Here is a 14024-nt window from a genome sequence, read left to right as displayed (position 1 = left end):
TACCTTACTATCTACATAGTAAGGCTTAATTATCGTTATAAATGTTCTTAAATTTATTCTATTCCTCTGAACATATATTGGTGAACAGAGAAGTGTACTAATTTAACTATTTAAATATTGGCTTTATAAACTTGAACAATTTGAATCAAATACCATATATTAGTAGTAATATAATAAGCATGCGTAAAAGGAGTAATTGCTTTGAATAAATCATTATTTAATCTACTTAGAAGCGGAGGATATATATTATATGCTAAGCATGGGGAAGCAACAATTGGAGAGGATCAGCCCAATTTAAATTTATATTACTGTAATACTCAAAGAAATCTTTCCGAAGAAGGAAGAAGGCAGGCAATTTATTATGGACAACTATTTCGCATTCTGGGGATTCCTGTTAGTTATCCTATTCTGACAAGCCCCTTTTGTAGAACTATAGAAACGGGCCAATTAGCATTTGGCAGTGTGAATATTCAAATTGATCCATTTCTCTTTCAAATCTATAGGTTAAGTGGAAATTTGCCCAGTGCAGAACAGAAAAGAATACTAGACAATCTTCATTCTGAATTAGAAGTCATCCCACCGCAAGGAAGCAACAAGCTAATTATTTCGCACAGTTTCCCAAAGGGAATTGGGTTGGGCGAAATTCCTGATATGGGGACAGTAATTGCTAAGCCGTTGGGACAAGGCAAAGGGTATGAAATGATCACTAAGTTGTCTCTTGAAGACTTAGCGAATTTGTCAAGGTAATTTAAAGAGGATATAAGCAAAAGAATATATTAAGTCTATTTTATAGCTTATTTTGAAATGATTAATAAAAAATAATGCCCATATAATATGGAAGAAATCTTGTATATAGGCATTATATATTTTACTTTGTATGAAATACATCTAATTACTATTATTAAACTAACTGTTTTCTTTCATTGTAGAAGCCTTTATAGGATAAATAGCATGCTATAAAAGAAGAAATTGAAGTTGTTGAAAGCAGCATAAAGGTTACCATAATCTGATATTTGATTGCTTCCACTGGTGAAGTGCCTGCAAGTATAAGGCCTGTCATCATACCTGGCAGTGATACAATTCCAAGTGTTTTTGCAGAATCAATTGTTGGCAGCATACCAGTCTTTATAGAATTCTTGATTATCTCAATAGATGATGTCAAAATATCCGCGCCAAGTGAAAGCTTTGTTTCAACTTCTTCTCTTTTATTTTTAAAATCCGAGCTTAATTGCCTATAACAAAGTCCTAAAGCCACCATAGCATTACTAATAATCATACCACTGACAGGGATAATCTGATAAGGCTCATATTTGATTGCACCTGAAAATACAAGAATAGCTAGTGTTGCTACTGTTCCTACTGATATTGAAATAAAGGATATAGACAATCCGTTTTTAATACCTTTACCTCTTTTTGCGGCGTTATATGCTGCATTAAATGACATAAACAAAAGCAGAAGTGTTGTAAAAATTGGACTCTTAAGACCGAATATGTAGTTGAGTAAATATCCTACAATAAATAATTGCACTATAGCTCTTATTACACTAACAACAATTTCCTTTTCTAGCTTTAATTTTTGGAAATATGAAAATAGTAGTGATACTAGTACCAAGGTTGAAGAAATTAAAAGCGAAGAAGCATTCATTATATTATTGCCGCCACTCATTTTAACACCTCCAATGACTTTATTTCACCAGCTTCAATGGTTAACAATTTATGCGAATTTCTTCTGCTTTGCTGAGAATTATGAGTTACCCAGATGATAGCAGTGCCGCTTTGGTTCAATGATTTCATCACATTTTCAACAATTAAGGTATTATCAACATCAAGTGCAGATGTCACTTCATCCAAAAGTAGTATTTCAGGCTTAAACATCAATGTCCTAATAAGTGCAATTCTTTGTTTTTCTCCTCCAGACAGATTTTTTACATCTTTTTTTAAGTATTCTTTGTCAAGGTTAAATAGGACAAAAAGTTCTTCTACTCTTTTAAAATCCATCTTAATATTTCTTAGGTGGTATGGGAAAGAAACATTGTCAATAACAGTTTCAGCGAAAAGGTACGGAGTTTGAAAGCAATATGCAATATTTTTTCTTAACTCCATAGGATTATATTCCATAATAGATTTGTTCTTATATAGTATTGTCCCTTCTGTTGGACTTATCAGGTGGCAGCAAAGTTTAAGAAATGTGCTTTTGCCACTTCCTGACGGTCCCACAACGGAGATATAATCTCCTTCATTAATTGAAATAGTTATATCTTTTAGTATAGTTTTATTATCATTTATAAAAAATGTATTTTGGAATTCTAATATGGGCATAATTCTCACTCCATTCTTTTTGGGTATTTATTAAAAGCGTAGAACTTTTCAAATTAACTATGTTTTATTTTTTTTATTAATTTTTCACATACTGATTTATTTTTTAGTTTTTCCTGTTGTTGCCGCTCTTGTTCTTCTTCTGTAATTTCAGGTTCTTCTATGAATTTGCTGCAGTATTCGCCATCATACAACCCGCCTAAATCATAAGTTAAACATGATTTTCTATTTTTGCATATTATACATTTTTTATTCATATTTACCTCCAATATTTTTAGATAGTTATAAAAAAACCAATTTTATCCTTATTCTATTATATTAGAATTATGCTAAAGAAAGCTATTAATTTTAAAGTAAGAATTAAAAAATACCCAAAAACCTTTAAAGAATTAAGCAGAAAAATTACAAGAAGAAGAACTATATGTAGTAGATGAGATATATGAATATTAAACTTCGCCAAGGTAATTATAATAATTGAGGTGAAAAATATGAAATATAAAAGCAAGATAATTAATAATCAAAATAAAGCAATAGAAAATCAATTAAATAGTATGACAGCTTATGGTATAGATGGGTTTAGTATTACACCAATACCAAAGGAAACTATAGGAAATAAGGACATAGAAGCAGATATGAAATCAGATAAAGAAAAATTAAGAGACTAGAATTTCTACCGGAGGATTCAATGGAAAAAGAAATGATATCACAGTATCATATTTATTTAATCTTAATACCAATACTTTGTGGAACCCTAGCAAGATATATTACTCTTGTGATTGACTATAGGCAGTATCCAAGTTATCCAAATGGATACCTCATTCATTTAGTAACGGGGTTTATTTCTTCAGGTATTGGGGCTATTGCAATTCCCGCACTACTTGCGAAAGACTTCAGTGCAATTACCTTTCTTTTTATTGCTACAGAACAGTTCAGGGAAGTAAGAAGAATTGAAAAAGAAAGTCTTCAAGATCTTGAAGATGTTGAGCATGTTTTTAGGGGAGAGGCATATATTGATGGAATAGCTAAAACCTTCGAGGTAAGAAATTATTTTTCCTTACTTGCAGCATTAATATCAAGTATAACTATGCATATTATAACTAATAAATTAATGATAATAAATATACTATGTGGAATACTATCAGGAGCAATTTCTATTTACATTCTTAGAATATTTTCAAAAGGTAAATCTGTAGGAGATATAGCTGAAATAAAAATAGCCACTATAACTGTAAAAAATTCGGAGTTATATGTAGATGATATATTTGTTACAAATCATTTAGGAACGGATGCTTCTAGAAAATTAGTCGAAAGTAGTGGTATTGCAGCTATTATTTATCCTAAAGAAAGATATTATAGTAGAATACTTGATCATAATGGCCAAAGACAAGCTATATTATACGAGATTTGCAGAATACTAGGACTTAAGAGATATCACTATACTAGACGTGATTATGAAACTGGCAGAATCGCTGTTGTAATGGTTCCTATTATTCATGATGAGGGGGCATTCATCGAAACAATAAAAAAGACACCTATTTTAGAAAGTATAAAGAAAAATTATAGATTAATGAATTCACATTAAAGTTAAGAAAGGATCGAGTGCCATGGCACCTAGTTCATATGATACAGGTTATGAAATTGCAGCTTACATAACATTATCTAGAGATAGAGCACAAAATGGTAATCCTTTAATTTTGGTTGCTAGCAATATAGAAGAACAAAAACAAATAACTCTAGATATTTCAAGGGCTTTAAGAGCGGAAGTAGTTCAGCTTAACTGTGGAGATTATATGGTTATTACAAAGAAGTAATTAGCATATTGAAGAAGGTGATAAAGTCATGGAATTAAAAAGAAAAGCAATTAGAGTTGGGCTTTCAGCTTCATTATGTATGCTAGTTTCAGCTTTATTAAAACTTAAGTTTCCTTTTTTTGTTTTGCTGCCTGCTGTAATGCCAATATCAACTTTCTTTGGAGAAACTATTAAATTTGGAATTAACAGAATTATTGGCAGCATCATTGGAGCTTTAATTGGTGTTCTACTTGTAATTGCTCCTTCTCAGGATATGCTTGTATTTCTGGTCGGAATAGGGGTTATTTTAATTGTTTATATTTGTGATTATCTAAAGTGGGATAGTACAACATCAATTGCATGTCTTGTATTTTGTTCCATTATTGTGGGTACTAAAGGATTTTCGGCCATTGATTATAGTTTTAATCGACTTCTTGATACTTTTATAGGTATAGGTATAACAACAATTGTAAACAATTATGTTTTTAACCCAGACATGATAAAACTATTTATAAAAGAGTCAAAAGGTATACAAGAAAATCTGTTACTAATAGCTCAAAAGAAAGATTTTTATGAGGGCAAAAAAGAGTTGGATAGAATAGAATCACATCTAAATACAATGAAAGAACAGCTAAAGATATATATAAAAGAATTAAGGCATAACTCAAAGTATATACCACTAAAAAATAAGCTAGAAAACTTATTCTCTACACTTTCTTTCACCTTAGAGCAAATAAAAATAATCAATTATATTAATGACAGCAAAGATAATAATACTGGTATAAGTAAAAGTAATATTGATGATATTGTTAACTTTCATAAAAAATTATTTTTTAATGAAATGATTAATTTAGATAAGATTTTAGGGGATATACCATAAAGTTGTTGATTATACTGCAAAAGTAAATCTTATTATTTATAAAGTAATGTGTTCTATATATAAATATAAAATTAAAAAGCATAGTTATCCTTGAAATTAAAAGTCAATTCTACTATGCTTTTTATATTATTTAGTATTTTTAGATGCTAATACAGATTTAATAGCATCCTTTATCTCGTCATAACCAGTACATCTGCAGAGATTAGACTGAAGCCACTGTTTTATTACGTGATCATTTGCATCTGGATGTATATTTGATAAGGCATGGCAAACCATAAGAAACCCTGATGTACAGTATCCACATTGAAAGCTCCAATTCTCTACAAAGGCAGTTTGTATTGGCTCATTTATTAAGCCTTCAACAGTGATTATTTTCTTGCCTATTGCTTCAACAGTAAGCATTAAGCATGATTTTATGGGCCATCCATCAATAAGTATGGTACAAGCCCCGCAGTCTCCATTTTCACAGCCTTGCTTAGCCCCAGTAAGGCCTAAATTCTCTCGAAGAGTATATAATAAAACATCTGATGGCTTTACGACAACTTCTCTATCTTCCCCATTAATATTTAAACTTATTATTGTTTTACCAGAGATCTTAAGCATTATTGTATCCCTCCAGAGTCTCTAAAACTTCAATAAGCATTTTTTGAAGCTTAAATTTTCTAAAATCAGAGGTTCCTCCTAAGTCATTTAAGATATCGCACGGAATATTATCGATTATATTATTGATCCTTTTATTTTTAGGTAAGCTATTATCATTTAAATAGTCTTCAATTAGTGTAGATCTAAATGGGTATCTTAAAAGGCCGCTAAAGGCAATATTTATTCTATTGTTATCTTTTAGAGCAGTGATTGTAATCAATGGGTAATCTATCTTATCATTTTTAGTTCTTTTTGCGTGTAAATATGGCAGCGTAAGAAACCTGCTATCTAAAGATATGCTTACAATAAGTTCACTGTTATTAAGATGTATTTTTTTATCAAATATATCCTTTAATAAAAGCTGCTCTCTTCCATTTGAATTAGCAATTATAACCTTGGCATCAGATATTAGAAGAGGAAGGACAGCTTCGTGATATATAATTGTTCCTGCAATATTTCCGCCAAGTGTAATTTTATCTTGTATGGTATGATCTGCAATTCTCTGCACTGTTAGCCCTAATAGGGGAAATAAGTTTAACTCAGAGATTTGTGTTAGTGTCACTGCAGAACCAATAATCAGGCTATTTTCTCTTATTTCATTAACATTACATTCTGGAATCCCCTTTATATCAATTACTGCGCCAGTTTCAACATTATAAGCTCGTGCCATACTAATAATTTCTGTACCGCCACCATAATATAAAGGCATCTTACCGCTTTCATGTAACTCCATATATAAATTAACAGCTTCTTCAACATTATCAGGCTTATAGTATTCAAAATCAAAGGGTATCATAGTTACCTCCAGTTTTAGTCTTCCATATTTTTTCTGGTGTAATTGGCAAAAAATCAAATTCATCTTCAGCAGCAAGTGATATGGCATTGGCAAATGCTGCTGGAATCGCAATTATACCATGTTCTGCAAGACCTCGAGCTCCAAAGGGTCCATCGATCTGTGGAGTTTCAACAAAATCGATTATGTATTCTGGATTTTCTCCGTACCTCATAGGTTTATAGGTACGGAGTGAGGTTGTTTGTAAAATTCCAGCAATGTCATATATATACTCTTCGCTGGCCGCTAAGCCAAATCCCATATTCATTCCACCCATTAACAAGCCCTTTGAGGTTTTAGGATTAATTACTTTACCTGCATCTATAACAGTTATGGATTTTATAAGTCTATAGGTAAAATTGCTTGGATCATATTCAATTTCAACTGCTTGAGCACCTACTGACCAAGAGGGCCCTGGTTTACCTTTTCCTGTTTCTTTGTCTAACTGAGTAATATGGCTCATTACAAAACTTCCGCGGCCAAGTATAGGTCCTTCAACTGATAACCCATTTGGATACTTATATCCATCAACTAAGTCTTTAAAGGATATATATATTTCAGGATCTTGTTTTAAATATACTTTTTCTTCTGCTACTTCCAGATCTTCAGGTGGTGATTTCATTGCCACAGCAGCTAAGCTCTTCAATTGGCTTATTAGATCATCAGCTGCTTTAATAACTGCTCTTCCAACCATGAAGGTTGTGGTACTTGCAACTGTTTTCCAATGTTCAGGAGAAACTTGAGTATTTACACCCATTAGAACAAAAATTCTAGATACGTCCATTTTTAATTTTTCTGCAAGTATTTGTGCTAAAGTTGTTTTCATTCCGGGGCCAATCTCAACTGCACCACAATTAAGATTTATACTGCCATCAGAATTAAAAGTTAGTAAAGCCCCTGAAACAGCATTTGTGGGAGAATCAGAAGTTTTCCAAAAGCATCCGATTCCTTTAGCTTTTATTAGGCCTTCTTTTGTTCTTATTAATTGCCCATCATTCCATTTTATTAATTCCTTTAATTTGGCTAGGCAAGCTTCTATATTTCCTACATTACTACTAGTTACTTTTACCTGTGTAGGTGTATATTGTCCTGGTTTTAGTGAGTTTTTAATCCTTAATTCAAGCGGGTCCATACAAAGCTTAGCAGCCAATTTATCAATCATCCGCTCTATGCAAAAAGTATATTCCGCATGACCAAAACCGCGGTAGGAAGTAACATAAGTATGATTAGTATAAACACTAATTGAGTTACACCATACAGTTTCGATATTATAGGGACCGGTACAATCAATCGCAATTGCCTTAGCCATACGAGGTCCAGTATCTGCATAAGCCCCGTTATCAACCATATAAGTAGCTTCTAGTACCCTTATAATTCCATCTCTTGTTACTCCCATTTTTAAGTTTGCATCAAGTCCAATTTTACATGGTGATGTTTTAAAATCATCTTCCCGGGTATTAGCTATTTTAACCATCCTGCCGTTTACAGCTTTTGAAGCAATATATGCGATAATTTCAAGCTGCAAGGTTGTCTTACCACCAAAAGACCCACCGACAAAAGGCACTTTTACAATTACATTTCCTTCAGGAACATTAAAAATTTTACTTATATATTTCTTAACCGAGTAGGGAGCCTGGGAAGAAGCATAAATTATTATTCTTCCATCTTGCATAATCTGAGCTCTCACATTTCTTGTTTCCATAGCAACATGAACAGATTGAGGAAGTGAAAAACTCCCTTCTACAATAAAATCACTTTCAGCCAGCCCTTTACTAAGATCACCTTTTCTTATTTGTACTTTATTTAGGATATTGCTATTCTCCTCAGGATAAACGTCCTCAACCACTTTTTTATATTCCATTAATTTTCCATGTATTTTAGCAGCATTTGGCTTTAAGGCATCCTCTATTGAGTTGATTATAGGTAAAGGTTCATATTCAACACTAATTAGTTTTATGGCTCTCATAGCTTCCTGCTCACTGTTTGCAACAACTACTGCAATAGGTTCACCATAATAGCGAACCTTGTCTATGGCTATTGGTGGCCTATCTTCTATAATTGATCCACAGAGGTTTGAAAAATCATTTCCTATAATTACGGCCTGAACTCCTTGCGACATCTTTGCTTCAGATACATCAATTGATTTAATATTTGCATGAGCGAAACTGCTTGTAAGTATTTTTATATGTAAAATCCCTGGACAAATTGTATCATCAGTATACTTAGCCGTACCATTTACTTTATCAAAAGCTTCTTTCCTTGGTATATTTACGCCAATCCCATTTATAATACTCAAGTATAAATACCACCTCTCATGAAAACTTATGAAATTTAACAAAATTATAGTTTATCTTATTTTTTACAACTCATGAACATCTTATTCAAAATGTTCCTTATAGTTATATATCTAATTATTTAAAAAGTAATTAAAAAATTTTAAAATGAAATCCAAGTTATGAAATTGTATTATTATTTAATTCTATAAGTTTGATACGTGAAACTAAAGTAATAATAAACTTATATATAAATAAGTAATAATTTATTTTTTGATATTTGGGAATACTGTAAATGCAAACTACTTTATTTTAAAGGAGGAAAATTTATGGGAGATAATGAAAAAAGAGAAGAATCCAATGGAAGAAGTTTTTTTGGTTGGATTGGAAGATTTGTTTTAGTTGCTTTAGTATTGGTGATAACTTCATACCTAACACCTGGTTTTTCTATTAGCGGAATATGGTCTTTTTTAATAGCTGCTGTAGTAATAACCGTATTAGATGTTTTAGTTGAAACTTTTATGAAAGTTGATGCATCGCCTTTTGGAAAAGGATTTAAAGGCTTTGTTATATCAGTTATTATAATTTATATAGCACAATTTTTTGTACCTAATATGTCAACATCAATTATTGGGGCTATACTCGCAGCTATTGTAATCGGCATTATTGATGCCATAATACCTGGAAGAGCAATGTAAAGTTTTAAGGGGACTCATTTTGAGTTCCCTTAAAAAATACAATTTACATCTAGGGAGGGTATAATATGAGTATTAAGATTATTGCAGACTATCATACTCACACTAATATTGCAAAGGGACATATTCCATTCTATAATACTATTTTTGGAGAACATGCAAAAGGAAGTATTGAATCAAATGTTAAAGCAGGAATAAAAAGAGGATTTAAAGAAATTGCAATTACAGACCATGGTTATAAACATATTACCTTTGGAATGAAAGTAAATCAATATAAAGAATTACGAAAATTAATTGATGACATTAATAATAATTCATTATTGAAGGAAAATGGATTCAAGCTTCTTCTTGGTGCAGAATGTAATATTGTGAGTAAAAAAGGTGAGATAGATGTTAACGATAATATAATTGATTTCCTAGATATAATTTGTGTAGGTTATCATCCTGGAGCACTGCATAATCCATTTTTACTTAAAAATTATACAGAAGCTGCAATTAATGCAATTAAAAAATATAATATTACTATATTAAATCATCCCTTAGAGCATGTTAATCCAGATATTATGGAGATTGGAAGGGTTGCAACTCTAAGAAATACTGCTTTAGAAATTAACAGAAGTCATAGAAATATGGATATTGAAACAGTAAAACAATTAAAGAATATAGGTGTTAAATTTTCATTGGGAAGTGACGCGCATAAATCTAAGGATGTTGGAGATTTTGGCAGAGCCTATAATATTGCCGCCATGGCAGGTCTTACAAATGATGATATTCTTAATGCTGACGGAAGTGCCCATACATCAATGAAACTATTAAGAAATTAATTTATGTAATAATAATAGAAATATTTAAGATATCAGAGGAAATATGTTTAATTTCAATGTTTAATGATTATACTACAATTATTAAAAGTAAGTTAAAAAATATGAAATCAGGTGATTTAAATGATATACATATATAATTGCTATGGTGGAACCCACTCATCTATATTAGCAATTGCTTATCACTTAAAAATGCTGGATGAAACTCGAGAACCGACTAAAGATGAAATACTAAAGTTACCGAACTTTAATAAATTAGAATATGGAAATCGTGGCGAACTCTTTCATTATGGAACTGATGAAGATGGAAATAAAGTATATGTTGTTGGAAGGGGGCGTTCAAAGGTTTTAATCCCTGGATTATATAATTTAGCTTCTATGCTTCATAAAGAAGACCTATTAAATGAGCAAATTATATTTTCTAATACCTCCCCAACTGTTCCATTACCAATGACCTTCGGCGGATTATTCTCTAGATGGCTAAAAATTGATTTTATAGGAGTACCCCTGCTTATAAAAGGGGCAAAACAATCCTATAAAGATATTATAAAACTTGTAAATCACACAAAGAAGGTAGCAAAGGAAGATAAAGCAGAGGTTATTATTTTGGATAATAATGAATTTAAGAAAAAATGATTTTAAAATGCAATGTAGGTTTTAAGCTATAATAAAAGTTAATTTTATTTTTATCTCAAAACTAAAATTCATAACAAAGGCTTGGCATAAAGAAACCAAGCTTTTGCTATGAATTTCTAGTTTTAAAAATATTATAGAGGGTAAAAACTTGCTTAATTCAAAACAATACAATAAATTGTTAAAAATTCATTATAGCTGTTAAGTTTATTTTTATTAAATTAATATGAAACCTTGCTACATAGATAACATCATTTTTATACATTCTGCTAGAGCTTGTCCGTGAAAACCGCACATATGTATACATTGAGTCAAAGCTGTACCAAACATTATGACACCTCCTAACATAACTTGTATTGAAATTATAACATAGTAATATGTAGATAATATGAAGTAAAGAAGATAAAACAAAAAAGGCTGTGGTGTTAAAAATTCAATATAAAGATCTTATATAGTTATTGGTATATCTCATACTAATAGCTTTTTATTTATCCATATATAAACCAAATTAGTACTGACAACATAATATGTATTAGTGCATTTTTAATTATAATTAGGTAAACATTATTGAAATCTTCTCTTCTCATAATATTTATCAGCATATTTAAAATAGCATCTCATAGTTATAAACCTTCAGAAAAGATTACATATACCAATAATAATTCTGTAGGATGGGGTGTTATGATAGCTTATAAAAAGCAGATCTTAGCTATGGCAATTATATTATGTTCATTATTTACTTTTTCAGATTATAAAAGTAGGGAACAATTACATTTATTAAGTGATAAAATAGTTGAGCTTTCTAATAATAATGAGAAGCTAAATTTTGGAATAGCTGATTTAATGAAAACTAATAAAGAACTGCTTGATGAGGTAAATGATCTTAAAGAAAGAAATGTGGAGCTAAATTCAAAAATAGTAGAATTGAACTTAAATAACCAAAAGCTAATAGAAAATAATAATAAACTGCAAAATGAAAATGCAGATTTAAAAAAGAAATTAGAAACTGCAGCAGTAAGTAATCTAACTGCTGCAAATCCCGGTACTGACAAAACTGCATATTTAACATTTGACGATGGCCCATCTGATAATACCATTAAAATTCTAGATATACTGAAAGAAAATAATATTAAGGCTACTTTTTTTGTTAATGGACATCCAGAAAGTAAGCTAATATATGAGAGAATAGTAAATGAGGGACATACCCTTGCTAATCACACATATTCACATGATTACGAAGCAGTATATAAGACAATAGAGGGTTTTAATAAGGATAAGCAAAAATTAGATGATTTTATATTTGCAATTACCGGCATAAGACCTCAGATACTTCGCTTTCCCGGTGGATCAAATAACCATGTAAGTTATAATTATGGTGGTGTGGATTTCATGGATAAGCTTACAAAGTATGAAAAACAGCTTGGTGTTAAATATTTTGATTGGAACGTGGATTCTTCTGATGCAGCCGTTTTTACTCAAGCTAAAGATAAAATTGTAAGTGAAGTTTTAAATGGATCTAAAAATAAAAAACAGGCAATCATACTCATGCATGACAGCAAACCAAAAACAACTACTGCTCAGGCTCTTCCTTTTATTATAAAAGGCTTAAAGGACCAAGGCTTTAGATTCTCAGTCTTAAGTCCTAAAGTAAATGGTGTTCAATTTAAATAACTTATGTACAGGTAAATTTAAAGTTTAGAAAATAAGGATATTTTAGCAACATATTTTAGAACAAATCATATTCTAATAATAACATTAGTTTATTAGGAGTATTTATGAGAGTTTTAAGTATGGGCTCTAGGGGCTCAGATGTTATGGAAATTCAATCGGTTTTGTTAAAGATTGGCTACAATCCTGGATTAATAGATGGAGTATTTGGGAGAAAAACAGAGCAGGCAGTAAAGCAATTTCAAAAGGATTTTGGATTAACAGAAGATGGAGTTATTGGAACAGAAACCTTTAGTGTTTTGCAAAGATTTTTACTAGGCTATGATACTTACATTGTAAGACCAGGTGATACAATTTATAGTATTGCAAGAAAGTATTATACCACAATGAATAAAATTTTCTCAGCAAACCCAGGAATAAATGCATATAATTTAACCATTGGGCAAAAATTAGTAATTCCATATGGTATTCAAGTTGTTGACACAAATATTAACTATACTTATGATATTATGGAAAGAGATATACAAGGTTTAAAGGCAAGATATCCTTTTATACAGGTAGGTACAGCAGGGAAAAGTGTTCTCGGAAGTAATTTATATTATATAAAGCTTGGAACTGGACCTAATGAGGTGTTTTATAATGGAGCTCATCACGGACTTGAGTGGATTACTTCTGTTCTTCTGATGAAGTTTATAGAAGACTTCTCAGAGGCTTATGTAGAAGGGGATATTTTAAGAGGATACAATGTTAGAGATATATGGAAACAAAGTACAATCTATATAATACCTATGGTAAATCCAGATGGTGTTGATTTGGTAATTAATGGTCTTCAAAGAGACAATCCATACTATTCTAGGTTAATTCAATGGAATAAGGGCAGTACAGATTTTTCTTCTGATTGGGAGGCTAATAATAGAGGGGTTGACCTTAATCATAATTATGATGCTTCTTGGGAGCTTTCAAAGGCTGCCGAAGCAAGCTACGGTGTCTATGGACCAGGACCTACAAGGTATTCTGGAACTATGCCAGAATCTGAACCTGAAAGTAAAGCAGTAGCAGACTTTACTAGAAACCATAACTTTAGGCTTGTTATTGCTTATCATAGTCAAGGAAAAGTTATATATTGGACTTACTTGAATATTATACCTGAGGACTCACCGAGAATAGTAAAACTTTTCGCAGATGTTAGCGGATACACCCCAGCACAAACTTACGGTATTGTATCTTATGCAGGTTATAAAGATTGGTTTATAGATAAATTTAGAAGACCAGGTTTTACAATAGAAGTTGGAATAGGGAAAAATCCGCTGCCTATATCACAATTTAACGAAATATATAATGATAATATTGGTATTTTACTACTTGGATCAATAGTATAAATAATGGCATCCATATGACTCAATACTTATTATTTAAAGAAAAATAAGCCTACAGTTAAAATATAATGTAGAATGTATTTTAACTGTAGGCTTAT

The 14024-nt window shown here is 31.1% G+C and carries 16 protein-coding genes; 10 read left to right on the top strand and 6 right to left on the bottom strand.

Annotation, left to right across the window (positions count from 1 at the left end):
- Nucleotides 1-201: 201 nt before the first annotated feature.
- Nucleotides 202-747: a histidine phosphatase family protein gene (locus ACJDUG_RS06820; protein ID WP_406769146.1), complete on the top strand. Its 546-nt coding sequence runs from the start codon at nt 202-204 to the stop codon at nt 745-747.
- Nucleotides 748-901: 154 nt separating this feature from the next.
- On the opposite strand, the gene ACJDUG_RS06815 is transcribed toward ACJDUG_RS06820, so the two are convergent.
- Genes ACJDUG_RS06815 through ACJDUG_RS06805 form a run of 3 tightly spaced genes read right to left on the bottom strand, consistent with a single transcriptional unit; the run spans nt 902 to nt 2573 of the window.
- Nucleotides 902-1666, bottom strand: coding sequence for an ABC transporter permease (locus ACJDUG_RS06815; RefSeq protein ID WP_406769145.1), 765 nt, complete (start codon nt 1664-1666; stop codon nt 902-904).
- On the bottom strand, nt 1663-2319 hold the full coding sequence (locus ACJDUG_RS06810; RefSeq protein ID WP_406769144.1) for an ABC transporter ATP-binding protein: 657 nt from the start codon (nt 2317-2319) through the stop codon (nt 1663-1665). The genes ACJDUG_RS06815 and ACJDUG_RS06810 overlap by 4 nt, the downstream gene beginning before the upstream one ends.
- Nucleotides 2320-2372: 53 nt before the next feature.
- A complete protein-coding gene (locus ACJDUG_RS06805; RefSeq protein WP_406769143.1) occupies nt 2373-2573 on the bottom strand; it encodes a hypothetical protein in 201 nt (66 codons plus the stop codon).
- A 231-nt stretch (nt 2574-2804) separates the two neighbouring features.
- Here ACJDUG_RS06805 and ACJDUG_RS06800 point away from each other — a divergent pair, with 231 nt between their 5' ends.
- From ACJDUG_RS06800 to ACJDUG_RS06785, 4 genes are read left to right on the top strand one after another with little or no spacing between them, the layout of a single operon-like run.
- Entirely contained in the window at nt 2805-2981 is a 177-nt protein-coding gene (locus ACJDUG_RS06800) for a hypothetical protein (protein ID WP_406769142.1), read from the top strand.
- A gap of 20 nt (nt 2982-3001) precedes the next feature.
- A complete protein-coding gene (locus tag ACJDUG_RS06795; RefSeq protein WP_406769141.1) occupies nt 3002-3898 on the top strand; it encodes a YIEGIA domain-containing protein in 897 nt (298 codons plus the stop codon).
- 22 nt (nt 3899-3920) lie between these two features.
- Nucleotides 3921-4127, top strand: a complete 207-nt coding sequence (locus ACJDUG_RS06790; RefSeq protein WP_406769140.1) for a capping complex subunit for YIEGIA — start codon at nt 3921-3923, stop codon at nt 4125-4127.
- A 28-nt stretch (nt 4128-4155) separates the two neighbouring features.
- Nucleotides 4156-4986 (top strand): FUSC family protein, encoded by an 831-nt coding sequence (locus tag ACJDUG_RS06785; RefSeq protein WP_406769139.1) that lies wholly within the window; start codon nt 4156-4158, stop codon nt 4984-4986.
- A gap of 126 nt (nt 4987-5112) precedes the next feature.
- Here ACJDUG_RS06785 and ACJDUG_RS06780 read toward each other — a convergent pair whose 3' ends face one another.
- From ACJDUG_RS06780 to ACJDUG_RS06770, 3 genes are read right to left on the bottom strand one after another with little or no spacing between them, the layout of a single operon-like run.
- On the bottom strand, nt 5113-5589 hold the full coding sequence (locus tag ACJDUG_RS06780; protein WP_406769138.1) for a (2Fe-2S)-binding protein: 477 nt from the start codon (nt 5587-5589) through the stop codon (nt 5113-5115).
- Nucleotides 5582-6424 carry an FAD binding domain-containing protein gene (locus tag ACJDUG_RS06775; protein WP_406769137.1) on the bottom strand — a complete coding sequence of 281 codons (843 nt, stop codon included), beginning with the start codon at nt 6422-6424 and terminating at the stop codon, nt 5582-5584. The genes ACJDUG_RS06780 and ACJDUG_RS06775 overlap by 8 nt, the downstream gene beginning before the upstream one ends.
- On the bottom strand, nt 6411-8750 hold the full coding sequence (locus ACJDUG_RS06770; RefSeq protein ID WP_406769377.1) for a xanthine dehydrogenase family protein molybdopterin-binding subunit: 2340 nt from the start codon (nt 8748-8750) through the stop codon (nt 6411-6413). Before ACJDUG_RS06770 ends, ACJDUG_RS06775 begins: the two co-directional genes overlap by 14 nt.
- 312 nt (nt 8751-9062) lie before the next feature.
- Between ACJDUG_RS06770 and ACJDUG_RS06765 the strand changes: the two genes are divergently transcribed.
- The 5 genes from ACJDUG_RS06765 (at nt 9063) to ACJDUG_RS06745 (ending at nt 13929) form a co-directional block, all read left to right on the top strand.
- Complete coding sequence (locus ACJDUG_RS06765) at nt 9063-9431, top strand: phage holin family protein (RefSeq protein WP_406769136.1); 369 nt, start codon at nt 9063-9065, stop codon at nt 9429-9431.
- A gap of 65 nt (nt 9432-9496) precedes the next feature.
- Complete coding sequence (locus ACJDUG_RS06760; RefSeq protein ID WP_406769135.1) at nt 9497-10252, top strand: PHP domain-containing protein; 756 nt, start codon at nt 9497-9499, stop codon at nt 10250-10252.
- A 120-nt stretch (nt 10253-10372) separates the two neighbouring features.
- Nucleotides 10373-10885, top strand: a complete 513-nt coding sequence (locus tag ACJDUG_RS06755) for a DUF3189 family protein (RefSeq protein ID WP_406769134.1) — start codon at nt 10373-10375, stop codon at nt 10883-10885.
- A 678-nt stretch (nt 10886-11563) separates the two neighbouring features.
- Nucleotides 11564-12553, top strand: a complete 990-nt coding sequence (locus tag ACJDUG_RS06750) for a polysaccharide deacetylase family protein (protein WP_406769133.1) — start codon at nt 11564-11566, stop codon at nt 12551-12553.
- Nucleotides 12554-12657: 104 nt separating this feature from the next.
- The gene (locus tag ACJDUG_RS06745; RefSeq protein ID WP_406769132.1) at nt 12658-13929 is read left to right on the top strand and encodes a M14 family metallopeptidase; all 1272 of its coding nucleotides are present in this window, start codon (nt 12658-12660) and stop codon (nt 13927-13929) included.
- Nucleotides 13930-14024 lie beyond the last annotated feature (95 nt).

This window comes from Candidatus Clostridium stratigraminis (assembly GCF_045310675.1).
GTDB classification, from domain to species: Bacteria; Bacillota; Clostridia; order Clostridiales; family Clostridiaceae; genus Clostridium_AT; species Clostridium_AT stratigraminis.
The sequence above is the reverse complement of the archived record's forward strand: the minus strand, read 5'-3'. Positions and strand labels throughout refer to the sequence as shown.

Bases quoted from the DNA above. Each gene is read 5' to 3' on its own strand.
- ACJDUG_RS06815 (WP_406769145.1), bottom strand. From the start codon at position 1,666: ATGAGTGGCGGCAATAATATAATGAATGCTTCTTCGCTTTTAATTTCT.
- ACJDUG_RS06810 (WP_406769144.1), bottom strand. From the start codon at position 2,319: ATGCCCATATTAGAATTCCAAAATACATTTTTTATAAATGATAATAAA.
- ACJDUG_RS06805 (WP_406769143.1), bottom strand. From the start codon at position 2,573: ATGAATAAAAAATGTATAATATGCAAAAATAGAAAATCATGTTTAACT.
- ACJDUG_RS06800 (WP_406769142.1), top strand. From the start codon at position 2,805: ATGAAATATAAAAGCAAGATAATTAATAATCAAAATAAAGCAATAGAA.
- ACJDUG_RS06795 (WP_406769141.1), top strand. From the start codon at position 3,002: ATGGAAAAAGAAATGATATCACAGTATCATATTTATTTAATCTTAATA.
- ACJDUG_RS06790 (WP_406769140.1), top strand. From the start codon at position 3,921: ATGGCACCTAGTTCATATGATACAGGTTATGAAATTGCAGCTTACATA.
- ACJDUG_RS06785 (WP_406769139.1), top strand. From the start codon at position 4,156: ATGGAATTAAAAAGAAAAGCAATTAGAGTTGGGCTTTCAGCTTCATTA.
- ACJDUG_RS06780 (WP_406769138.1), bottom strand. From the start codon at position 5,589: ATGCTTAAGATCTCTGGTAAAACAATAATAAGTTTAAATATTAATGGG.
- ACJDUG_RS06775 (WP_406769137.1), bottom strand. From the start codon at position 6,424: ATGATACCCTTTGATTTTGAATACTATAAGCCTGATAATGTTGAAGAA.
- ACJDUG_RS06765 (WP_406769136.1), top strand. From the start codon at position 9,063: ATGGGAGATAATGAAAAAAGAGAAGAATCCAATGGAAGAAGTTTTTTT.
- ACJDUG_RS06760 (WP_406769135.1), top strand. From the start codon at position 9,497: ATGAGTATTAAGATTATTGCAGACTATCATACTCACACTAATATTGCA.
- ACJDUG_RS06755 (WP_406769134.1), top strand. From the start codon at position 10,373: ATGATATACATATATAATTGCTATGGTGGAACCCACTCATCTATATTA.
- ACJDUG_RS06750 (WP_406769133.1), top strand. From the start codon at position 11,564: ATGATAGCTTATAAAAAGCAGATCTTAGCTATGGCAATTATATTATGT.
- ACJDUG_RS06745 (WP_406769132.1), top strand. From the start codon at position 12,658: ATGAGAGTTTTAAGTATGGGCTCTAGGGGCTCAGATGTTATGGAAATT.